Origin of the sequence: Leucobacter albus (assembly GCF_039528015.1) — a bacterium.
Taxonomy (GTDB): domain Bacteria; phylum Actinomycetota; class Actinomycetes; order Actinomycetales; family Microbacteriaceae; genus Leucobacter; species Leucobacter albus.
In genome coordinates this window covers 495,005-516,382 of the sequence record NZ_BAAAKZ010000003.1, presented here as the reverse complement: position 1 = coordinate 516,382, position 21,378 = coordinate 495,005, and the positions used below count along the sequence as shown (strand labels likewise).

At 68.9% G+C, this 21,378-nt stretch carries 19 protein-coding genes and 1 pseudogene; 13 read left to right on the top strand and 7 right to left on the bottom strand.

Annotated features, from left to right (window positions below; translation table 11 throughout):
* Window positions 1-4: 4 nt before the first annotated feature.
* The 6 genes from ABD115_RS06020 (at window position 5) to rpsT (ending at window position 4,761) form a co-directional block, all read left to right on the top strand.
* Window positions 5-955 (top strand): ABC transporter ATP-binding protein, encoded by a 951-nt coding sequence (locus ABD115_RS06020; protein WP_343959226.1) that lies wholly within the window; start codon window positions 5-7, stop codon window positions 953-955.
* A 3-nt stretch (window positions 956-958) separates the two neighbouring features.
* Complete coding sequence (locus tag ABD115_RS06015) at window positions 959-1,729, top strand: ABC transporter permease (protein WP_343959224.1); 771 nt, start codon at window positions 959-961, stop codon at window positions 1,727-1,729.
* Window positions 1,730-1,739: 10 nt separating this feature from the next.
* Window positions 1,740-3,104 carry a sensor histidine kinase gene (locus ABD115_RS06010; RefSeq protein ID WP_343959222.1) on the top strand — a complete coding sequence of 455 codons (1,365 nt, stop codon included), beginning with the start codon at window positions 1,740-1,742 and terminating at the stop codon, window positions 3,102-3,104.
* Window positions 3,101-3,736, top strand: a complete 636-nt coding sequence (locus tag ABD115_RS06005; RefSeq protein WP_343959220.1) for a response regulator transcription factor — start codon at window positions 3,101-3,103, stop codon at window positions 3,734-3,736. The genes ABD115_RS06010 and ABD115_RS06005 overlap by 4 nt, the downstream gene beginning before the upstream one ends.
* Entirely contained in the window at window positions 3,727-4,377 is a 651-nt protein-coding gene (locus ABD115_RS06000) for a Pr6Pr family membrane protein (protein ID WP_382389205.1), read from the top strand. Before ABD115_RS06005 ends, ABD115_RS06000 begins: the two co-directional genes overlap by 10 nt.
* A gap of 123 nt (window positions 4,378-4,500) precedes the next feature.
* Window positions 4,501-4,761, top strand: coding sequence for a 30S ribosomal protein S20 (gene rpsT / locus ABD115_RS05995; protein WP_343959217.1), 261 nt, complete (start codon window positions 4,501-4,503; stop codon window positions 4,759-4,761).
* A 227-nt stretch (window positions 4,762-4,988) separates the two neighbouring features.
* Here rpsT and holA read toward each other — a convergent pair whose 3' ends face one another.
* Window positions 4,989-5,987 (bottom strand): DNA polymerase III subunit delta, encoded by a 999-nt coding sequence (holA, locus tag ABD115_RS05990; protein WP_343959215.1) that lies wholly within the window; start codon window positions 5,985-5,987, stop codon window positions 4,989-4,991.
* 118 nt (window positions 5,988-6,105) lie between these two features.
* Here holA and ABD115_RS05985 point away from each other — a divergent pair, with 118 nt between their 5' ends.
* The 5 genes from ABD115_RS05985 to ABD115_RS05965 all read left to right on the top strand — a co-directional run bounded on the left by ABD115_RS05985 (window position 6,106) and on the right by ABD115_RS05965 (window position 11,563).
* Window positions 6,106-7,002 carry a helix-turn-helix transcriptional regulator gene (locus tag ABD115_RS05985; RefSeq protein ID WP_343959213.1) on the top strand — a complete coding sequence of 299 codons (897 nt, stop codon included), beginning with the start codon at window positions 6,106-6,108 and terminating at the stop codon, window positions 7,000-7,002.
* 230 nt (window positions 7,003-7,232) lie between these two features.
* Complete coding sequence (locus tag ABD115_RS05980) at window positions 7,233-8,357, top strand: iron chelate uptake ABC transporter family permease subunit (protein ID WP_343959211.1); 1,125 nt, start codon at window positions 7,233-7,235, stop codon at window positions 8,355-8,357.
* A gap of 11 nt (window positions 8,358-8,368) precedes the next feature.
* Entirely contained in the window at window positions 8,369-9,433 is a 1,065-nt protein-coding gene (locus ABD115_RS05975) for a FecCD family ABC transporter permease (protein ID WP_343959209.1), read from the top strand.
* Window positions 9,434-9,477: 44 nt separating this feature from the next.
* A complete protein-coding gene (locus tag ABD115_RS05970; protein WP_343959207.1) occupies window positions 9,478-10,437 on the top strand; it encodes an ABC transporter ATP-binding protein in 960 nt (319 codons plus the stop codon).
* 79 nt (window positions 10,438-10,516) lie between these two features.
* Window positions 10,517-11,563 (top strand): ABC transporter substrate-binding protein, encoded by a 1,047-nt coding sequence (locus ABD115_RS05965; RefSeq protein WP_343959205.1) that lies wholly within the window; start codon window positions 10,517-10,519, stop codon window positions 11,561-11,563.
* A gap of 54 nt (window positions 11,564-11,617) precedes the next feature.
* Here the strand turns inward: ABD115_RS05965 and ABD115_RS05960 are convergent, their stop codons facing one another.
* Both ABD115_RS05960 and ABD115_RS05955 read right to left on the bottom strand, forming a co-directional pair.
* Window positions 11,618-12,472, bottom strand: a complete 855-nt coding sequence (locus ABD115_RS05960; RefSeq protein ID WP_343959864.1) for a ComEC/Rec2 family competence protein — start codon at window positions 12,470-12,472, stop codon at window positions 11,618-11,620.
* A gap of 225 nt (window positions 12,473-12,697) precedes the next feature.
* A pseudogene (locus tag ABD115_RS05955) lies at window positions 12,698-13,376 on the bottom strand (ComEC/Rec2 family competence protein); the annotation flags it as partial.
* Between ABD115_RS05955 and ABD115_RS05950 the strand changes: the two are divergent.
* A complete protein-coding gene (locus ABD115_RS05950; protein WP_343959900.1) occupies window positions 13,353-13,484 on the top strand; it encodes a hypothetical protein in 132 nt (43 codons plus the stop codon). The pseudogene ABD115_RS05955 and the gene ABD115_RS05950 overlap by 24 nt on opposite strands.
* An 857-nt stretch (window positions 13,485-14,341) precedes the next feature.
* Here the strand turns inward: ABD115_RS05950 and ABD115_RS05945 are convergent.
* The 3 genes from ABD115_RS05945 to ABD115_RS05935 all read right to left on the bottom strand — a co-directional run bounded on the left by ABD115_RS05945 (window position 14,342) and on the right by ABD115_RS05935 (window position 19,535).
* Window positions 14,342-15,292 carry a ComEA family DNA-binding protein gene (locus tag ABD115_RS05945; RefSeq protein WP_343959202.1) on the bottom strand — a complete coding sequence of 317 codons (951 nt, stop codon included), beginning with the start codon at window positions 15,290-15,292 and terminating at the stop codon, window positions 14,342-14,344.
* 236 nt (window positions 15,293-15,528) lie between these two features.
* Window positions 15,529-18,066, bottom strand: a complete 2,538-nt coding sequence (leuS, locus tag ABD115_RS05940; protein ID WP_343959200.1) for a leucine--tRNA ligase — start codon at window positions 18,064-18,066, stop codon at window positions 15,529-15,531.
* A gap of 74 nt (window positions 18,067-18,140) precedes the next feature.
* The gene (locus ABD115_RS05935; RefSeq protein WP_343959198.1) at window positions 18,141-19,535 is read right to left on the bottom strand and encodes an anthranilate synthase component I family protein; all 1,395 of its coding nucleotides are present in this window, start codon (window positions 19,533-19,535) and stop codon (window positions 18,141-18,143) included.
* Between the two features lie 28 nt (window positions 19,536-19,563).
* On the opposite strand from ABD115_RS05935, the gene ABD115_RS05930 reads away from it, so the two are divergent.
* Window positions 19,564-20,307: an aminotransferase class IV gene (locus ABD115_RS05930; RefSeq protein WP_343959196.1), complete on the top strand. Its 744-nt coding sequence runs from the start codon at window positions 19,564-19,566 to the stop codon at window positions 20,305-20,307.
* A 184-nt stretch (window positions 20,308-20,491) separates the two neighbouring features.
* Here the strand turns inward: ABD115_RS05930 and ABD115_RS05925 are convergent, their stop codons facing one another.
* Entirely contained in the window at window positions 20,492-21,355 is an 864-nt protein-coding gene (locus ABD115_RS05925; RefSeq protein ID WP_343959194.1) for an IclR family transcriptional regulator, read from the bottom strand.
* Window positions 21,356-21,378 lie beyond the last annotated feature (23 nt).

Here is a 21,378-nt window from a genome sequence, read left to right as displayed (position 1 = left end):
GAGCATGGACCCAAACGAACGCCCCTCGCGGCCGCCAGCTCCCCCAGCACCCGCCCTCGAAATCACCGGCGTCACCCGCCAGTTCGGCACCGGAGATAGCCTCGTGCGCGCGGTGTCGGGCGTCGACATCGTGATCGAACGCGGCGAGGTCGTCGCTCTTCTCGGCCCCAATGGCGCCGGCAAGACCACGCTGCTCGACATGGTGCTCGGGCTGAGCGACCCCGACGAGGGCAGCATTCGCGTGCTTGGCGAGAGCCCGCGCCGCGCCGTCGCGGCCGGCGCGCTCTCGGCCGTGCTGCAGACGGGCGGGCTGCTCGCCGATCTCACGGTGTTGGAGACCGTTCAGGTCATCGCGAGCTTTCATAGCGCGCTCGGCCGCGTACCCGAGGTGATCGAGCGGGCGGATCTCACGGGCGTCGAGCGACGCAAGGTCAGCAAGTGCTCGGGCGGCGAGCAGCAGCGAGTGAAGTTCGCCCTCGCCCTACTGCCCGACCCCGACGTGCTCGTTCTCGACGAGCCGACCGCCGGGATGGATGTCACCGCGAGGCGCCGGTTCTGGGACGCGATGCGGCAAGACGCGAGCGCCGGGCGCACGATTGTGTTTGCGACGCACTATCTCGAGGAGGCCGAGCAGTTCGCGCGCCGCACCGTCGTGATGAACCACGGACGCGTCGTGGCCGACGGCGACACCGCAACGCTGCGCGCTTCCCTCGGCGGGCGCACGCTCTCGGCACGACTGCCAGGGGCTCCCACCGCGCCGAACACGGCGGCGCTGCTCGACGGTCTCCGCGCCGACGTCGCGACGGCCGAGCTCGAGGTCGACGGTCAGCGGGTGCGGATCCGCTCGGCGAATTCTGACGCGGTCGCGTCTCAGCTCCTCGCCGCCGGCGCCACAGAGCTAGAAATCGCCGCACCCACGCTCGAAACCGCGTTCACCGCACTCACGGAGGCCTAAGCCATGCTGTTCACCCCCACGTTCTTCCGCGTCGAGGTCACGCGGCAGTTTCGCAACCCGTACACGCTCGTGTTCACGCTCGGCATGCCGATTGCGATGTACCTGCTCTTCGGCGCGAACGCGGCGTATGCGACCGCGAGCGCCGGCAACGGCAACGTCGCGTTCTACGTCATGGCCTCGATGGCCACCTTCGGCACAGCAACCGCGATGACTTCGCTGTGCGCGCTCGCGGCCTCCGAGGTCGGGCAGGGCTGGGGCAGGCAGATCGCGCTCACCCCGCTCTCCATCGCCGGCTACACGGTCGTGAAGCTCGCCGTCGCGCTCGCGTTTTCCGCGATCTCGACCGCCTGCGTCTTCCTCGTCGGGGCGGTCACCGGGGCGCGCGCCGACTCGCCGTGGCACTGGCTGAGCGTCGCAGGCATCGTGCTCGCCGGCGGCCTGGTGTTCGGGCTGTTCGGGCTCGGGGCCGGCCTCGCGCTCAACTCAGACAGCGCTTCGGCGTTCGCCTCAATCGCGATCACGCTGTTCGGGTTCGTCGGGAACGTGTTCATGCCGCTGAGCGGCACGATGCTCACGATCGCACACTTCACCCCGATGTACGGCTACGCTGCGCTCGCGCGCTGGCCGATCACCGAGGGCGCACTCGTCACGGCGGGCACCGGCCCAGGCGGCGACGATGCTCTCTGGCTGGTGCTGCTCAACGTGCTCGCCTGGGCGCTGCTGTTTGGCGCGCTCGTGAGGTACGGCGTGCTGCGCTCTCGACGTCGCCGCTAGGCTGAGACGCATGAATTCCGCGCGCGAGGCAGGCGCGTCCAACGCTTGGGCACGCTACGGCTGGCTCATGGGCGCCATTTGGTTGGTGTTTCTCTACTACCCGGCCGTCGCACTGCTGCAGTCGGCCGCCCCCGCCGCGATCGTCGCACTCGGGTGGCTCGGGCTCGCCCTGTTCGGCGCTGCCTACCTGGTCGGCTTTATCGTCGGCATGCGCACCGCGCACGGGAACGAGGGCGGGCCAACGCTCGCCCTCTACCTCACGTCGATCGCGTGCGCTTTGCTCACGGTGCCCGCGATCGGGTGGGGCGCGACGAGCTTCGCCCCGTTCATCATGGCGTACGCGTCGTACCTACTTTCGCGCCCGATCCACTGGGTGGCAAACACACTCGGGCCCGCGCTCGTCGCCGTGCAGTGCATCACCGCAGAGGCCCGCGGCGCCTCCCCTGCATGGCCACTGCTCGGCATTGTGCTCATGGCGGCGACCGTGAACACGATCAACTCTTGGCTCGTCAGGCGATCCGCCGCCGCCGACGGCCTGCGCCTCGAGCTCGCGACGAGCGAGGGCCGCGAGGCCGTGGCTCGCGACGTGCACGACCTGCTTGGCCACTCGCTCACCGTGGTAAAACTGAAGGCCGAGCTCGCGGCCAAGCTCATCGACGACGATCCGGCCGCCGCGCGGGCCGAGCTCGACGAGATTGTGCGGTTGACGAGCGAGGCGCTCGCGGGCGTGCGGGGCACTGTCACGGGGGTGCGCGCCGAGCGGCTCGCGGATGGGCTTGCAGAAGGGCCCCGGGACCCGGGCGGCGCGGGGCTCGGCGTTGGGACGGTCGACGGGCTCGGCGTTGGGACGGTCGACGGGCTCGGCGTTGGGACGGTCGACGGGCTCGGCGTTGGGACGGTCGACGGGCTCTCGAGGCAGCTCGCAGCGTCGGCGAACGCGTTCGCGAGCGCGGGCATTGCGCTCGCGGTGCGGGGGGATGCGACCGCGCTGTCGCCTGCTCAGGCGATTCCGGCAGCGTGGATCCTGCGCGAGGCAACCACCAACATACTCCGCCACTCCGAGGCGAGCGCGGTCACCGTCGAGTTCGCGCCTGGCACGCTCGCCGTCGTCGATGATGGGCGCGGGTGCGCAGCAGCATCGGGGGTCGCGACGGGCGATCTGGCGGGCGGTGCCGGCAGCCGGGCGGGCGGGGCCGGCAACCGGGCGGGCGGGGCCGGCAACCGGGCGGGCGGTGCCGGCAACCGGGCGGGTAGCGCTGGCGTCGCCTCTGGGAACGGAATTCGCGGGATGCGCGAGCGCGCGGCCGCCGCAGGCGCCGAGTTGCGCGTCGAAGCCGCGGCGCCAAGTGGAACGAAAGTGAGCGTGACGTGGTGACCACGACCAGCACCAACGAATCATCGAAGATTCGACTCCTACTCGTTGACGATCAGGCGCTCGTGCGCGGTGCGCTCGGGGCGCTACTCGGTCTCGAGCCAGATCTCGAGGTCGTCGGGTTTGCCGCGTCCGGGGGCGAAGCCGCGGCCGTGGCCGCCGACCTTCGCCCCGATGTCTGCCTCATGGACATTCAGATGCCAGGCACCGACGGCATCGTCGCCACGCGGGCCGTGCTCGGGGCCGCGCCTTCCGCTCGCGTGCTCATCGTCACGACGTTCGCGAAGCCTGGCTACCTGCGCGCCGCCCTTGAGGCAGGCGCAAGCGGGTTCGTGGTGAAAGACACGCCAGCCGACAAGCTTGCCGATGCCGTCAGGCGGGTGCACGCGGGTCACCGCGTTGTCGACCCCGAGCTCGCCGAGGCCTCGCTGTTCGAGGGCGCCAACCCGCTGACCGAGCGCGAGCGGCAGGTGCTGCGACGCGCGGGCGAGGGACTCAGCGCGCCTGCGATCGCCGCCGAGGTGTTTCTGTCGGCCGGCACAGTGCGCAACGTGCTGTCGGCGGCGATCGGCAAGATCGGGGCGAAGAACCGCACCGCCGCCGCGCGGATTGCTCACGACAAGGGATGGCTGTGACGCGGGTTGCCCGGCGCTCGGTGAGTGCCGCTCGGTTGCTCCTCGGGGTCTTAGCGATCCGCATTCTCGCCTACGCCTATGTGCTGGGGGTGCCCGCGCAGGGCGCGAACCCCTTCAACTATTTCGGCTTCTTTACGAACCTCACGAACCTGCTCGCGGGCCTCACCCTTGTGGTGTGCGGTGTTCTCGGGTTGCAGCAGCACCCACCCCCTGGCCCGTTGCAATTCGCCCGAGGCGTTGCCGTGTCTTGCATGCTGGTGGTTGCGGTGATCTACAACACTCTGATTCCCGGGACGGGGTCGGCGCCTGCCTGGGTGTCGCTGGTGCTGCACGCTCTGCTACCCGCCGCGGTGCTGCTCGATTGGGCACTCGTCGGCGATCGTCAACCCCTGCCGTGGCGATCGCTGTGGGTTGTGCTCCCCTACCCCCTCACATGGCTCGCCGTGGTGCTCCTGCGCGGCGTGACCGACGGCTGGGTTCCATATGGATTCTTGCTGCCGAGCCACGGCTTCGCCTATGTGCTCGGGCATGTCCTGCTGTTGCTCGTCTCGCTGCTTATCGCGGCCGCCCTGGTCTGGCTGCTCTCGCGACTGCCCGGAGCCCCCGCCCTCACGCGACACGGCCGGCCCCGAGTATCGTGATGACCCAGAATCTGCTAAAGTTGGTTCTTGGCTTGCGTGTGGATCACACCACACCCCCGTTAGGTGCCCTCTCTCACCGCGCGGATCAACCCGATTGACCTCTACTGAAGGAACCAACCCAACGTGGCAAATATTAAGTCGCAGATCAAGCGCATCAAGACCAACGCCAAGGCTACCGAGCGTAACCGCGCGTACAAGAGCGAGCTCCGCACCGTCATCCGCAAGACCCGCGAGGCCATCGCATCGGGCGACAAGGCAGCAGCAGAGTCGACGCTGAAGGTCGCAACCCGCAAGCTCGACAAGGCCGTCTCGAAGGGCGTGATTCACAAGAATCAGGCTGCGAACCGCAAGTCGAAGCTCGCAGCTCAGGTCGCAAAGATCTAAGCATCACAGCTTTCTAACTCGGGCTCCGCTTCGGCGGGGCCCGAGTTTTTTGTGAGCTCGGCTCCCCGCAGCGCGCCTGGCCCGGCCTCAGCCCTGCACTTGCCTCCGAGATCACCTACTTACCTCCGCTAACAAGGGGGTGCCCTCGGAGGCAAGTGTAGGGCTCACAGGCGGCGGCACGGCAGCACGGCCCGGCAGCACGGCCCGACGGCGCGGCCTGGCGAGGCTCAGCCCCCGCGACCGCGCATCGCCACAAACGACACGAAGCGCTCGATCGCGTACTCCGGGTCGCGGCTGCCACCCTTGAGGTTCCACTCAGTTTCGGCGGCAAGGTCTATGGCTCGGGCAAGATCTTCCTCGCGCCAGCCGCGAATGTCTTTGAGTGCCCTGTCGACCATCCACGGGGCCATGCCGAACTGCTTCGCAAGCTGCCCAGATGAGCCCCTGGCCCCGAAGACCCGCGCCATGCCCCGCAGCTTCATGTTGATCACCGCGAGAATGGGAATCGGCGAGGTGCCGCCGAGCAAGGCCTGCCGAAGCAGCACGAGCGCGTCGGCCCGCTTGCCCGCAATCGCCGCGTCGGCAACCTTGAAACCGCTCGCCTCGACGCGGCCCTCGGTCGCCCGGTTGACCTGCTCTTCAGTGATCTCGGCCCCCACATCAGCGACGAGCTGCGCGCACGCCCCTGCGAGCTCGGTGACGCTGCCAGACGAATACGCCGCGGCGAGCATGCGCACGGCGCCCGGTGTCGCTCGAGCCCCGAGCCTGCGAAACTCGGCCTGCGCGAACGCGAGGCGCTCCTGGTCTTTCTTGAGCTCGGGGCATGCCACCTCGATCGCGCCGGGCACCTTGCGCACCGCGTCAAGCAGCGCCTTGCCTCGCTGCCCGCTCGAATGGCGCAGCACGAGCGTCGTGTCTTCTGCGGGAGCCGCGACGTAGCGCTTCGCGTCTTCAATAAAGGCATCGGAGCACTTGTCGACGCCGGCCACGCGGATCAGCCGCGGTTCGGCGAACAGCGACGGGCTCGCAATCGTGAAGAGCTCGCCCGCCCCGTAACTCGCTGCGTCGATGTCGTGCACCTCGAGCTCGGCATTCGCATCGCGAAGCAGCTCGCGAATGCGCTGCGAGGCGCGGTCGGCGAAGAACTCCTCCGGGCCGCTCACGAGCACGATCGGCGCGGGGACAACGTCACTCCACTCGACTTTAGAGATCTTTGGTGCTGCCACCCGTTCAGCCTACCGGCTCGCTCTGACACCGACCGCGGCGCGACCTCGCCCCCACTGGCACAGGCTCATCAGACTAATGTAAGGTGAACCTAACCAACCCCACGACCGCGAGGTGTCCATGACTCTGCTTGATAGCCGGCCAGCCCCAGCTCCCACCGCGGGCACCGGCGACCCCGGCGCTTCCGGCGGCTCCGGCGGCTCGGGCGGCTCGGGCCTGCGCAACCCGGCTATCGCGCCACCGGAGCACTTTGCGGCAGAGCACTTTGCGGCAGAGCACTTTGTGGCTGAGCCATACCTGCTGCGCACGAAGATTCACGTGCCGTCGAACGCAACAATCTGGCCAACGCACAGCCACCCCGAGCACGAGCTGCTGTGGACTGACCGCGGCGTCGTCACAATGCACGCCGACGGCAAGCAGTGGACGGTCGCCCCCGGCATGGGGCTGTGGATACCGGCGGGCGTCTCGCACGAGGGCTCGTCGCGCGAGAGCACCGAGGTGCGGGCCACGTACTTCGCTCCGGCTGCCTGGCCCAAGTCGTGGGATCGGCCGGTCGCAGTGCGGGTGCGGCCGGCGGTACGCGAGCTCCTGCTGCACCTCTGGAGCTCGGAGATGACCGTAGACGAGCGGCTGCGTGCCCAGCAGGTCTGCGTCGACATGCTCGAGCTCACCGACAGCGTGCGGCTCGACATTCCGCTGCCAGAAGATCGCAGGCTCGCCCTGCTCGTTGAGATGATTCTTAGCGACCCCTCAGACGACCGGTCGCTCGAGCAGTGGGCGGCGATGCTCAATATGACCTCGCGCACGCTCACTCGCGTGTTCACCGCAGAGGTTGCGATGAGCTTCGCCCAGTGGCGCAGGCTGGTGCGCATGCGCGCCGCACTCGGCCAGCTCACCGACGGGCGCAGCGTCAAATCGGTTGCGCGCCGGGTCGGCTACAGCACGACGAGCGCGTTCGTGTCGGCCTTTCGCAAGACCGTCGGCTGCACCCCGGGCGAGCTCGCCGGGCGCCTCTAGCCGGGCCCCAGCCGGCAGAGCCTCGCAGCCCTCGCGCTCGTGAGGAGCGCGCTGTCTCGAACGCAACACGCACTGTCCCCCGGCGGCATCGCCCGCGACGTAGCGTAGATAGCGGTGCGCCGAGCATCGCGCAACCTCCGCGCTTCCGCTCCGGCCGGCCTCGCCCGGCCCGGCGGCCACGGCAGCACCATCATCCCCATAGCAACCCGACCACGGAGCCGCACCGCACGATGTTCCCCCACCGCCCAACGCCCAGGCCAAACGCCACGGCGCACCGGAACGAAACGGCGGGGCCGCAAGCGGTCGCGGATCCGCCGCGCACCGCCCGCCGCTCCCCGACCTCCAACGGGCTCGCAACCACACAGCTCAGCCGGGCGCTCGTGCTGTTCGCGATTCTCGGCGTGCTCGCCCTCGTGGCGCTCACGAGCGTCGTCGTCGGATCGCGCGAGATACCGCTCTCGGTGGTGTGGGATGCGGTGTTTAATCGGAGCGATATCGAAGACCACTTCGTGATCTGGGATCTGCGTATTCCGCGCACCGTCGTCGCAATCGCCGTCGCAGCGGCCCTCGGCGTCGCGGGGGCGCTCATTCAGGCGCTCACCAGAAACCCGCTCGCAGACCCCGGCATTCTCGGCGTCAACTCCGGCGCGTCGTTCGCGGTTGCGATCGGCGTTGGAGTATTCGGGGTGACCTCGATTACGCAGTACATCTGGTTCGCGTTTGCGGGTGCGCTCGTTGTAACGCTCGCTGTGTACGCGATCGGATCGGCGGGCCGGGGCGGGGCGGATCCGCTGCGGCTCGTGCTCGCCGGCGTCGCACTTGGCGCGGCCCTCAGCGGCCTGACGAGCGCGCTCACGCTGCTCGACCCGCAGGCCTTCGACAAGATGCGCAACTGGGGCGCTGGCACGGTGGTTGGGCGAGGCCTCGACCTGGTGTGGCCCGTGCTGCCCTTTCTCGCTGCGGGGCTCGTGATCGCCTTTCTCATGGCGCGGCCGCTCAACGCGATCGCGCTCGGCGAAGACCTCGCTCGCGCGCTCGGCGCGAACGTGTTGCGCACGCGAATCTTCGTCATCATCGCCGTCACGCTGCTCGCTGGCGGGGCGACGGCGATCGCTGGCCCGATCGGGTTCATCGGCCTCATGGTGCCGCACGTCGCGCGGTGGATCGTGGGGCCAGATCAGCGGTGGATCCTCGCCTACACGATTGCCCTGGCCCCGATCCTGCTGCTCGTCGCCGACATCGCCGGGCGACTGATCATGCGCCCTGCAGAGGTACCCGTTGGCATCGTCACCGCCTTCGTCGGCGCGCCAGTGTTGATTGTGCTCATTCGTCGCCGAAAGTTGAGCGGGCTGTGAAGGGCTCACGCGTGGCACAGGCGCCAATTCACAACAAGATCGATTTCGGCCGCAAGGTGCGTAGGTTTCGCATTGGCGGTGCGTGGATTCGAGTTGATGTGCGCACCGTGGCGGTGTGCCTCATTCTCGCCGTCCTCGCTCTCGCCCTCGGCGCGTGGGCGCTCGCCAGCGGCGACTACCCGCTGACGCTCCCCCAGGTGTGGCAAGCGCTCACATCGGGCACTCACGACTTCACGCGCACGGTCGTGGTCGAGTGGCGCATGCCCCGCGCGCTCGCGGCGCTCACCTTCGGCGCGGCCCTCGGGGCGAGCGGGGCGGTGTTCCAGTCGATCACGCGCAACCCGCTCGCAAGCCCAGATATTCTTGGCTTCTCGGCGGGGGCCTACACCGGCGCGATCGTCGTCATGATCGTGTTCAAGGGAACATACCTCGATGTCGCGCTCGGAGCGTTCGTCGGGGGCCTCGCGAGCGCGGCGGTCGTCTACCTGCTCGCGTTCAAGGGCGGCGTGCAGGGCTTCAGGCTGATCATCGCCGGCATCGCCGTGTCGGCGATGCTGAGCTCGCTCAACACCTGGCTCACGCTCACCGCAGACCTCGACACCGCGCTTGTGGCGGCCGTGTGGGGTGCCGGTTCGCTCAACGGCATGACCTGGGCCCAGACCGGGGTCGGCAGCGTGCTCGTCGTCGTGCTGCTCATCGCAACGATCGCCCTGTCTCGGCCGCTGAAACAGCTCGAGCTGGGAGACGATGCCGCACAGGCACTCGGGGTGCGCGTCGAGCCGACTCGGCTCGCGCTGATGCTGCTGTCCGTTGGGCTCATCGCTGTGGTGACGGCCGCGGCCGGCCCGATCTCATTCATCGCGCTGGCAGCCCCACAAATCGCCAGGCGCCTCACCCGCAGTGCTGGTGTGTCTGTCGTCGCCTCGGCGTTCATGGGCGCGGTGCTGCTCTCGGCCTCCGACTACGTTGCGCTGCACGCGCTCCCGGCCATGCTCCCCGTCGGCACGGTCACTGTGGTGATCGGTGGGGGCTACCTTATCTGGCTGCTCATTCACGAGGCGCGGCGCCGACTGTAGCCAGGCGCAGGCGACGAACTTCTTTTCCATACGAAAGCGACACGATGACATCTTCAGCAGACTCCGGCAACGCACCGACAGTTGGGCCAGACGCGACCTCGGCAGTTGGCCCGAGCTTGGCGCCCGGCACAACCTCGGCGCTTCGCGTCGAGGGCGCGACGATCGGCTACGACCACAAGACGATCTCCGAGGGGCTCTCCGTGGCGATTCCAGACGGGTCCTTCACCGTCATCGTCGGCCCCAACGCCTGCGGCAAGTCGACCCTGTTGCGCGCCCTGTCGCGACTCATCAAGCCCACGGCCGGGAGCGTGCTGCTCGACGGCAAGAGCATCTCTGCGTACCGGGCAAAGGAGGTCGCCAAGCGCCTTGGCTTGCTCCCCCAAACCTCGCTGGCCCCAGACGGCATCACCGTCGCCGACCTGATCGCGCGCGGCCGCTACCCGCACCAGGGCATCATCAGGCAGTGGAGCGATGCCGACGAGCAAGCCGTGCTCACTGCGATGGAGGCGACGGGGGTAACCGAGCTCTCTGCTCGCCTCGTCGACGAACTCTCGGGCGGCCAACGCCAGCGCGTGTGGGTGGCAATGGTGCTCGCGCAGGAGACGTCGCTCTTGCTGCTCGACGAGCCGACAACGTTTCTCGACATCGCTCACCAGATCGAGTTGCTTGAGCTGTTCACAGACCTGCATCTCGCGGGCAACACCCTCGTGGCGGTCTTGCACGATCTCAACCAGGCAGCGCGCTACGGCACGCATCTCATCGCGATGAAAGACGGGCGGATCGTGGCCGAGGGCCCGCCAGAGGAGGTCGTCACGGAAGAGATCGTTTCCGAGGTATTCGGGCTCGCGTGCCGCGTGGTGCCCGACCCGGTTGTCGGCACACCGACGGTCGTGCCACTCGGGCGCGATCGGGGGCAGCGCGCGACCGTGAGCGATGAGCCCGGCGGCGTCGCCCGTCTTGAACGCGACACCCTTCGTCTCCCTCGCGCCTCCGCTGCTTCGTAACGTAGTTCTTGGGGCCGTTTCAGCCCCGTTCGCATCACGGCTCGCTAGCTCGGGCCATCGCACTTCAGCAAGGAAACACATGCCTGTTGTAACAACTCCATCACCACGCGGCGGGCTGCGCCGCGCGGGCCGGCGGCGCGCATTCGCGCTCGTCTCGGCAGCCCTCACTGTCGGGCTCCTCGCAGGCTGCGCGGGCAGCGACGTCACGACGAACGAGGGCGCGGGCTCAGACTCGAACTCGGGCTCGAGCGAGACCATCAAGTTCGAGTACGAGGGCTACGCCGCAGAGATTCCGGCTGACCCGCAGCGCGTCGTCGTGCTCGACAGCCGCAGCGGGCTTGAGATGGCGCTGCTCGCCGACTACCCGCTCGTCGCCACGGCCTACGGCACCGACAGCCCACTGTCGCCGCTCATCGATAGCGACGTTGCCCACCTGAAGAACACCGCCTTCGACCTGAACCGCGAAGAGATCGCCTCGTACAACCCCGACCTCATTGTCGTCGGAGTTGGCTGGTGGAACTTCTACGAGGGCGAAGACTTCAAGCTCGACGAGATCGCTCCGGTGCTCGCCGTGAACGACGGGCTCGACGTCGAGGGGGCCTCGATCGACAACCCGTTCGAGGCAATGACCGCCCAGTTGTCGCTGTTGGGGCGCGAAGACAAGGCGGAAGAGGCGATCGAGGGCTACGAGAAGGCGGTCGAAGACGCCAAGGCCCGCATCGGCGCCTACGCCGACGGTAAGGTCGCCTCTGTGATTCACTCCCCCGTCGATAACTTCACCGTGATCTCCGACGAATCGATCTACCAGCTCGTGTTGCCAGCGCTCGGCTTCACCATTCTCGAGAGCGATGAGATCACCTCGGCACCGCCGAACCCGAACGGCATCGGCCACATGCTGAGCTACGAGAATGCCGTCAGCGTATTCGCCGACACCGACATGTTGCTTGTATACAAAGACAATGTTGCAGCAGATCTCGACCCGCTGCTCAAGCGCGTGCCAGCTGTCGAGAAGGGCAACTGGATCGACGGCAACCTCGCCGAGCGCTTTGGCTTCGCGCTCACCTACACGAGCTTCGTCAACGGCATAGCCGATGCCGTCGAGGGCTTCAACGACTTCTCGTCGTAGTCACTCTCACCGGCTCAGCGCCAGCCCCAACTCCATGTCACTTTCCCTCTGAGATCACCGGTATTTACCGGGTTTCGCTGGGCAAAGTGACATGGAGTTTTTGCGTGTGCCGGTGCCCGACCGCAGAACGGCGGAGCTTCGCCGCCCGGCGTTCCAGTAGCCGAGCTCTCCCTGCCGCACCGTGATCGCGACAGAACCGAGCTCATCGGTGCGCAGCACCACGTTGCCCGCGGCAGTGATGGTGTCGACGAGTTGCGGGTTCGGGTGCCCGTAGCGATTCTCTGCGCCGACCGAGATAAGGGCGACGCGCGAGCCGAGCACGTCGTAAAACCCCGCGGCTTGATTCTTCGAGCCGTGATGCGCGACCTTCACCACGTCTGCAGTAGGCCGGCCGCCCTCGCGCATGAGGGGAACCTGCTCGGGCCCGCCCGTATCGCCGAGCAGCAGCAGCGACACCCCCGCAACAGTGACGCGAAGCACCAGGCTCGTCGAATTCTCGTCGGGGTAACTCTCGAGCGGCTGCGGGCCGAGAACCTCCCACCCCAGCCCCGCCGCAGCGGGTGCGCTGCCTCCCGTCATGCCGATCTCTCCGGTGACTGCTGTCACACCGGCGCGCCGCACACGTTCGGCGAGGGGCATGCCGGTGTTCTCGGCACTCTCTGGCGGCACAAGCGCCGCCTCCGAGATGCTCAGCACCGCGCCGAGGGCGCCGACGTGGTCACGGTGGTCGTGCGAGAGCACCAGTAGCGCGACGCGCGTCACGCCGAACAGCGCAAGGCAGGTCTCTAGTGCCGCCTCGTCATCACCGGTGTCGACGAGCATCACCTGCTCCGGTCGCTCCGGGTCGCGCACCAGCACGGCATCTCCCTGGCCAACGTCACACGCCGCGACGGCCCAGTCGCCTGGCACGCCAAACCGCACGGTAGCCGGAACGGCGATGGAGACACCAACCGTCACACCGGCCGCCACCCCAGCGACCGCGCGTATCGCGAGCCGGCGCCCAGGGGGCACCGACGCCTGCTTCGGCCACCCTCGGTGGCGCGCGCCGCCGCTGCGGCCCAGCGTCAGCGCGACGGCGCCGAGCACGTACACCGCGGTGAGCGCGAGGGCGCCGCCCCAGCCGGCTGGCCAGTACAACCGCGCTCCCGGAGGGGAAACACCAACCACCCCGGCAGCCTCGATCCACCGAGCCGGCCACACAGCGAGCCAGAGGGCCCCACCCCCGAGCGTTGCACTCGCCGGCAGGAGCAACAGCGCAATCATGCCGGCGGCCGTGCCGAGCGGCGCGGCGGGCGCGGCGAGCAGGTTGGCGAGCACCCCTCCCGTCGACAGGCCAGTTTGGAGCAAGAGGAGCAGCGGCGCGCAGCTGAACTGGGCGACCGCAGCGACCGCCAGCGGCAGCGCGACGGCGCGCGGAAGCCGGGTGCGCACTCGAAGCCAAGCCTCGACAGGTGTCGCCCACACAAGTATGCCAGCGGTGGCCACGACCGACAGCGCGAAGCCGGGTTGGGTCGACTGCCACGGGTCGGCGAGCAGGAGCACGAGCGTCGCCAGCCCCAGCGCTGGGAGCGCCTGGCCGCGCTTGCCGCCGAAGCGTGAGGCCAGCAACACGCCAGCCATCACCGCGGCGCGCTGCACGCTCGCATCGGGCCCAACGAGCACGACGAAACCGCCGAGCGCCACCGCGGCGACGACGATACGAAGTCTTCTCCCCCCCGCCGAGCCGCGAGGTCACTGCAGCCATCGCCGCGACGATCAGCGCGCAGTTTGAGCCGGAAACTGCTGTGAGGTGCGTGAGGTTCGAGTCGAGCATGAGCTCTCCGAGCTCGTCGCCCACAAGGCTCGTGTCGCCGACAGCGAGACCCGGTACGAGCTGCGCACCGGGCATTTCAGCTGCACGCTCCCGCAGGCCAGCGCGTAGCTGCGCGGCTGCCCCGCCAACAGCCAGTCGGCCAAGCGTCGAGCCAGCGTCATCGACCCCCGCGCCATCGGCCCCCGCGCCGATGGTTCCAGTGCAGCCAATGCCATCGGGTCGCCTCGGCTCCGCCACCGCGAATTCAAGGGTCTCCGTGGGCATTGCCTTCACGTCGAGCTCGTAGGCCGAGAGCGCCTCCGGGGGGCCGCGCCGCAGCGCGCCGACGACGCACAGTCGTGTACCGGGGTGCCAGGCGCTTGGCGCAGTTTCTGGCAGCCACAGCATCACCGACACCTCCGATACGGGATCCGGCCCCGCGAAGGCACCTGGCTCACCGACGGGCTCTCGCCCGGTTGCTGGCTCTCGCCCGGTTGCTGGCACTGGCGCGGGCCCCAGGGCGAGTATCCGCGCTCGCACCCACCCACGCTCTTCGCCCGCAAAACCAGCGGTCGCAGCAGGGAAGCCGACAAGCCGCACCTGCGCTTCGACAGTATTGCCCCGCTGCTCCGCAAGCCAATTTGCGGGCACATCACGACCCCGTTCAAGCGCGTCAATCCGCGCGGTGATGAGTAGCAGTGCCGCGACCGAAACCAACAGCGGCCCAGTCCCCGCACGCAGCAGCCCTCGCCACCGCTGCCCTCGAGCTGCCCGTTGCCGGGTTGTGCGGGGCGGGGCTGCCACGAAGAGCGCGACGAGTGACAGGCCAAGGAGCGCGGCGCCGCCGGCGATCCACCTCGCGACTCCCGGCGCGTGGACGAGCGCGGCCGCCGCACCCCAGCTCAGCAGGGCCGGGCCGAGCAGCCGCCATTGCCCGTGGGGCAGGCCACCGCTCGACGTCGCCGCCCCGCCCTGGCCCCGGAGTGTCACAACCCGACCCGGTCGCGGAACTTCTCAAGCGTCTTCTGGCCTATTCCGCTCACCTCGAGGAGTTGATCAACAGAGCCGAACGCGCCGTTGCTCTCGCGCCAATCGATGATGCGCTGCGCGAGCGCCGGGCCGATACCTGGCAGCTGTGTGAGCTGATCGACGCCCCCGGTGTTCACATTCACGAGCCCGCCAGCACCGCCAGCGGCGCTCGAACCGGCGCCCGTTCCACCGTTCGACGCAGCGTCGCCACCGCCCGGGCCGCTCGGCCCGTCACCCGCAGTGCCAGCGGCGCGCCAGTCGGCAGCGATGTCGGCGTTGGGTATGAGAATCTGCCCGCCGTCGCTGACCTGTCGGGCAAGGTTCACGGCCCCCAACTCGGCCTCCGCGGTCGGCCCACCGGCCTCGGTGATCGCGTCAAGCACTCGAGAGCCGGCTGGTAGCTCGACGACACCGGGGCGCTCGACCTCGCCGACGATATGCACGAGGAGGGCGCCCTGCTCCCCGGCCGCGATCACTCCGCCCGCGGGGCCAGAGGTTGCCCCGGTGACGCCGTCGGCTGCGATCTCGGCGGCGCCTGCCTCGGCTGGCGGGGCGATTGCGCCGACGCTGCTCAGCTCTGCGCCACCCCCGCCGAGGCTCCGCAGCATCACAATAGCGGTGACCGCAATCGCGAGCACGAAGACGCCGACGCCGAGCGCGGCCGGGAGATTCACTCCGCGCACGAAACGCCGCCACGGCGGTAACTCGGGTGCCCAGGTGTGCGGATCGGGCCCGCCGCCGACGGCCGGGGCCCGCTTCCAGCGCCCACCGGGCCCGTCGGCGGCGGAGACGGCAGGGTGCCGGGTGGCAGGTTGCTGGTGCGGGGTCACATGGTCACCCGAGGGATATTCGTCGTCAAGGGCCGCTTCGCGCAGCAGCCGTACTGGTTCGCGAGGTGAGAGAGTCATGCCGCCAGTCTCAGGGGCCGGGCGGGGCCGGCCCCGGCGTTCAGCGGAATGGTGGTGCGTGCGCGGCCCGATGCACTCATCGCGCGCCTGTGGAGTGCGCTTGCGCAGGGGGGGGACGAGCCGAAATGGACGAACCGTAATGCACGAACCACGACGGACGCGCGCTGACTCGCCGCACCACACAGCGGCGCCCCCGGTCGAAACCGGGGGCGCCGCTAGCTACAGAAAGCCACCCGCTACGCGGCGGGCTTGGTAGCGATCGAGACGATCTTCGGGGCGCGCGCGATGACCTTGACGATCTCGCGGTCGCCGATCGCGCGCTGCGCGTTCTCCGAGGCGCGGGCCGCCGCCTCTGCGTCTTCGGCGCTGATCGACGCCGACACGGTGATCTTGTCGCGCACCTTACCGTCGACCTGCACGATCATGAGCACCTCGTCGACGACGAGCAGCGAGGCGTCGGCCTTGGGCCACTCGACGAGCGCGACGGTCGGCTCGTGCCCGAGCATCGCCCACATGTCTTCAGCCGCGTACGGAGCAAACATCGACAAAATCACGGAGATCGCCTCAGCCGACTCGCGAACCGCGGGGTCGGCGACACCGCAGCCGGAGTCGATCGCCTTGCGGGTCACGTTGACCTGCTCCATGAGCCGCGCGATGAGCACGTTGAACTTGTACGACTCTGCGAGCTGCGGGCCGTCGGTGAGCAACTGGTGGGTTGCGCGGCGCAGCGCCTTGTCCCCGCCATCGAACGAGGCCCCGACCGGCGCGCCGCCGAGCTCAACGTCGTGCGCGACGCGCCAGGCGCGGGCGAGGAACTTCGCCGAGCCCTGCACCGACACGTCGGCCCAGTCAATGTCGTCCTCGGGCGGGCCCGCGAACGCGAGCGTCACGCGCAGCGCGTCGGCACCGTGCTCCTTGAGCTCCGACGCGAACTCGACAAGGTTGCCCTTCGACTTCGACATCTTTGCACCGTCGAGCAGCACCATGCCCTGATTGAGCATGTCGAGGAAGGGCTCCTCGAAGTCGATGTAACCGAGGTCGAACATCACCTTCGTGATGAAGCGAGAGTAGAGCAGGTGCAGAATCGCGTGCTCGACGCCGCCGACATACTGGTCGACGGGCGCCCACTTCTTCGCCTCCGCCGGGTCGAAGGGCTGAGTCGGGTCGTTCGCCGAGAGGAAGCGGAAGTAGTACCACGAGCTGTCAACGAACGTGTCCATCGTGTCGGGGTCGCGGGTGAGCGTTTCACCCGTCTCGGGGTCGACGACGGTCGCCCACTCGGTGGCGGCGCCGAGCGGCGACGACCCCTTGGGCTTCAGGTCAAGGCCCGCGGCGTCGGGCAGCTGCACCGGCAGCGCCGTTTCGGCGACCGGCTGCATCGAGCCGTCTTCGGCGTAGAGGATCGGGATCGGGGTGCCCCAGTAGCGCTGCCGCGAGATGAGCCAATCGCGCAGGCGGTACGTGGTCGTCGCGCGGCCAGTGCCACGCTCCTCGAGCACCTCGATGGCGCGCGCGATCGCGGCTTCCTTCTCGAGGCCGTCGAGCTCGGCGGAGTTCACCGAGACACCGGCACCGCTCGTCGCCACGCCCGAGACTGCGGGGTCGGCAAGCGGCTCGCCGTCTTCGTCGCGCACGTCGACGACGACGCGCACTGGCAGGTCGAACTTGAGCGCGAAGTCGAGGTCGCGCTGGTCGTGGGCCGGCACGGCCATGATGGCGCCGTGGCCGTAATCCGCGAGCACGTAGTCGGATGCCCAGACGGGAATGCGCTCGCCGTTGACCGGGTTGACCGCGAAGTGATCGAGGAAGACGCCGGTCTTCTCGCGCTCGGTGCTCTGGCGCTCGATCTCCGTCTGCTTCTGCGTCGCCTCGAGATATGCCTGAAACTGCATCCGCACGGGGGCCGACGCGCCGGCCGCGAGCTCTGCCGCCAGATCGGAGTCGGGGGCGACAACCATAAAGGTCGCGCCGTGGAGGGTATCGGGCCGCGTCGTAAACACTGGCACCTTCTCAGACCGGCCCTCGATCTCGAACTCGACCTCTGCACCGCGCGAGCGCCCGATCCAGTTGCGCTGCATGCTCAGCACCTTCGCTGGCCAGCGCCCCTCAAGCGAATCGAGGTCGTCGAGCAGCCGATCTGCGTAATCGGTAATGCGGAAGTACCACTGCGTGAGCTTCTTCTTCACGACCATCGCGCCCGAGCGCTCGGAGGTGCCGTCGGCGAGCACCTGCTCGTTCGCGAGCACCGTCTGGTCTACCGGGTCCCAGTTCACCCAGCTGGCCTTGCGGTAGGCAAGACCCTTCTCGTACATCTTCAGGAAGATCCACTGGTTCCACTTGTAGTACTCGGGGTCGCTCGTGTGCAGCACGCGGCTCCAGTCGAACGAGGGCGCGTACACGCGAAACGACGCCTTCTGCTGCGCGATGTTCGCGTAGGTCCACTCGCGCGGGTCGATGCCGCGCTGAATCGCAGCGTTCTCGGCAGGCAGCCCGAAGGAGTCCCAGCCGATCGGGTGCAGCACGTCATGCCCCTGGCCGCGCCAGTAGCGTGCGAGGATGTCGCCGAAGCAGAACGCCTCGGCGTGCCCCATGTGGAGGTCGCCCGAGGGGTAGGGGAACATGTCGAGCACGTACTTTCGCGGCTTGTCTGACTCGAGCCCAACGGGCACCTCGAACGGCTTCAGCTCTTCCCAGACGGGAAGCCAACGGTCCTGAATCGTCTGGAAGTCATAGCCCTGCTCAGCATCCTGCTGGCCGGTTCCCTGCTCGCTCACACGCACCTCAACACTTATCGATCGTTACCGGCCCCTCGGGCCGCACATATCTCCCCAGTTTATCCCGCCAAGCGTCAAAGATTTGCCAGCATCGCGGCGGCCTTCAAATCGCGCTCGGCGAGCTCGTCCGCGGCAACGGAATCGATCGTGATCCCGCCGCCTGCGCCAACGAGCGCGCGCCAGCGCGCTCCCGTCCACGCCTCGCCACCAGGCTCGCCGCCGCCGGGCTCTCCCCGGCGCAGCTCGACACCGCGGATCGTCATCGCGAGTTCCGCGGCACCGCCGTCACTGACCCACCCGAAGCACCCCGAATACAGCCCGCGCGGCCCCGGCTCGAGCTCGCCGAGCAGCTCAACCGCGCGTCGCTTCGGCGCGCCTGTCATGGAGCCACCGGGAAAGCAGCTCGCAATCGCGTCAAAGCTGTCGGATCCGCCCGCGAGAACCCCCGAAACCGAGCTCACGAGCTGATGCACGCGCGGGTGGGTTTCCACGGCAAGGAAGCGGTCGACGCGCACGCTCCCGGGCACGCACACGCGGGCGAGGTCGTTGCGCATGAGGTCGACAATCATGAGGTTCTCGGCGCGCTCCTTCGGGTCTTTCGCGAGCTCCTCGGCGAGCTCGGTGTCGCGCTCGGGGGTATCGCCGCGCGGGCGCGTGCCCTTGATGGGATGCGTCGAGACCGCGAGACCGCCCTCGCCGGGCAGCGCGCGCACGCTCAAGAAGCGCTCGGGGCTCGCGCTCACGAGGGCGCGATCGGCCAGCGCGATCACGCCGCCGCGCACAGCCCCGCCCCGCAGCCCCTCGTACAGCTCGAGCGGGCTCTTCGCGCTCTCAGATTCGACGGTGTCGGTGAGGCACAGCACATAGGCGTCGCCGCGGCGGATCGCCGAGCGGCACTGCTCAACGGCGCCAATATAGTCGGCGTTGCGCCAGCCGCGCCCCAGCCCCTCGGGCCGTGGCGTCGGGGCCGTGCGCGATGCGTTGGCCGGCGGGCGCGGGGCGCCGTCGGGCGCCTCGAGCAGCTGTCGGAGCGGCGCCGCTGCCAGCGGATCCCCAACAATCTCACACGTGCCTGCCTCGTGATCCACAACGATGACCGCGTCGGCGCGCAGCGCGAAGCCTGGCGAGGCGTCGTCGGGGTGCGGATCGACCCCAAGCAGACCCACCCCAAACTCGTAGCCGAGGGCGAGGATCCACCCGCCAGAAAAACCAGGCGCAGCGGCACCCTCGCCGCAACCGCGCCGGAGCCCACGGAGAAATTCGGCCTCGCTCCCGCGCCGCGCCTCGCGCACCTCGCTCGCAATACCGAGGTAACTCGCGCGCGGCTCGCCCGCCGCCGCCCCCTCGCCATCGAGCCAAAACCACGGTCGGCCGCTCGCGGCGAGCCGCCTGGCGACGGTGAGGGCATCGCTCCGCTCGGCTCCCAACAGGCCGCGACGTGCGCCGACCCGGACTCCCCCAATACTCACGATTCAAGCGTAATGCTACGCTCGCGATATGACCGCACCTGACGCAGCCCGCCTGCTCGTGGCCGACTCGTTTCGCGTTCGGGTGCGAGACGGCGAGGCAGAGGCTCGCGGCATCTGGCAGCACGTGGCGCGATTCTCGTGGTCGGTGATGCGGGCGACCGGCGGAACGCTTCCCGCCGTCGGCAACTTTATCGACACTGCGCGCGATCAGATTGCGAGCTTCGGTGCAGGCAACCCGCGCCTCGAACTGTGGTCTGTGCCGGGCGGCCGGCACGAGTTGCGGCTCAGCCTGCGGCCGCTCCCGGAGCTGCGCCGCACGATCGAGCTGCGGAGCGTCTCGCCCGTTCCGCTCGAACACCCCGAGCGCAAGGGCATGAACATCGAACGCTTTGCTGCGCTCAACCGCGCCGCGGGCGCCGAGGCCGTGCTGACCGACCCTCATGGCAGCGCGATTGAGGGCACCACCACCGCGCTGCTCTGGTGGGAAGGCGATGCGCTCTGCAGCGTCGCAGCGACGGCCAGGGTTGCGAGCGTCACCGAGGCGCTTCTGCTGGCGTTGGCGGAGGGGCTCGGGGTTGAGACGCGCACTGGCACGGCGTCACCGAGGGAGCTCGCGGGGCGCGAGGTGTGGGCTGTGAACGCGCTGCACGGCCTGCGGCCCGTCACGAGCGTCGACGGGGTGCCCGCGCCGACACCGGACGGGGCCAGGCTCGAACGCTTTCTGCGCGCGCTCGACACGACGTGGGAGCCCGTGCGGGTGCCCGAGGCCTAGCGCGGCCTGGGCTGCGGCCGGGGCTGCGGCCGGGGCTGCGGCCGGGGCTGCGGCCGGGGCTGCGGCCGGGGCAGCATAATCCGGGGCGATCTGCGCAGGATAGGCCCCGGGCGGGCCCGCGGGAGCTGGGTTCTGCAGATCTGCCGGTTTGTGCAGCCGGGAGGCCGGGCCACCGGGCCGCGGGTCAGCTGGTTTCGGGGGCCTGGGTTGAGAGCAGCGCGCCGAGCTTTGCCGCTGTCTCGAGCACCACCCCGACGTGATCGCGAATGTCGCCGCGCTCCTCGCGCTTGTGCTCGCCGAGGCCGATCGAACCGACAGCCCGGCCCAGCACGAACACCGGCGCCGCTACCGCCCGCGTATTGCTGTCGTACTCGCCCTCGGAGTAGGCCCAGCCGGTGTCAGCGACCGCGAGCATCTCGGCCTCAATCGCGTGCGCGTCTTGTGCCGTGAGGTCGCTGAACTTTGCCAGGGGCCGGTGGTACATCAGCGACTGGCGCTGCGAGGGAGACAGATAGGCAAAATAGGCTCGCGACGTTGCCCCCGCGTGAGCGGGGTACAGCTCGCCAACGAGCGGGTGGTCTCGCATGGGCGCGTTTCCACCGTCGACCGCGGCGACGCAGCGAACATACGAACCGTCTGCGAGGTTAAACGACGCGGTGCGACTCGTAGCGTCGGCGAGCTCGGCGAGCAGCGGCTCAACGAGCAGCGCCATGCCGCCGCGCCGCTCCCAGGTGCTCGAGATGCGCCACATCGCCGGCCCCATTCGGTAGCGCCGGGTGACTGGGTCGGCGTAGAGAAAGCCGCGGTGGGTGAGGGTGCTGAGCAGCCGCTGAGCGGCCGACTTGTCGAGGTCGAACTCCTCGGCGAGCTCCATTACGCCCCACTCTGTGCGCCTCGAAGAGAACGAGAGCAACACAGCGAGTGCACGGTCAACGGTTTGCAGCGCGGGGCGGCGGTGGGGCGCGCCCGAGGGGTGAGTGTCGATGGTGACGCTCCTTTCTGGTTCGAATCCTAGTAAGTTCGCGCACCACGCGCACCACCGTCTCATATAGTGAGATTGAGTTGCGCCAC

Bases quoted from the DNA above. Each gene is read 5' to 3' on its own strand.
- ABD115_RS05925 (WP_343959194.1), bottom strand. From the start codon at position 21,355: ATGAGACGGTGGTGCGCGTGGTGCGCGAACTTACTAGGATTCGAACCA.
- ABD115_RS05970 (WP_343959207.1), top strand. From the start codon at position 9,478: ATGACATCTTCAGCAGACTCCGGCAACGCACCGACAGTTGGGCCAGAC.
- ABD115_RS05985 (WP_343959213.1), top strand. From the start codon at position 6,106: ATGACTCTGCTTGATAGCCGGCCAGCCCCAGCTCCCACCGCGGGCACC.
- ABD115_RS06015 (WP_343959224.1), top strand. From the start codon at position 959: ATGCTGTTCACCCCCACGTTCTTCCGCGTCGAGGTCACGCGGCAGTTT.
- ABD115_RS05965 (WP_343959205.1), top strand. From the start codon at position 10,517: ATGCCTGTTGTAACAACTCCATCACCACGCGGCGGGCTGCGCCGCGCG.
- ABD115_RS05930 (WP_343959196.1), top strand. From the start codon at position 19,564: ATGACCGCACCTGACGCAGCCCGCCTGCTCGTGGCCGACTCGTTTCGC.
- ABD115_RS05945 (WP_343959202.1), bottom strand. From the start codon at position 15,292: ATGACTCTCTCACCTCGCGAACCAGTACGGCTGCTGCGCGAAGCGGCC.
- ABD115_RS06020 (WP_343959226.1), top strand. From the start codon at position 5: ATGGACCCAAACGAACGCCCCTCGCGGCCGCCAGCTCCCCCAGCACCC.
- ABD115_RS06000 (WP_382389205.1), top strand. From the start codon at position 3,727: ATGGCTGTGACGCGGGTTGCCCGGCGCTCGGTGAGTGCCGCTCGGTTG.
- ABD115_RS06010 (WP_343959222.1), top strand. From the start codon at position 1,740: ATGAATTCCGCGCGCGAGGCAGGCGCGTCCAACGCTTGGGCACGCTAC.
- ABD115_RS05980 (WP_343959211.1), top strand. From the start codon at position 7,233: ATGTTCCCCCACCGCCCAACGCCCAGGCCAAACGCCACGGCGCACCGG.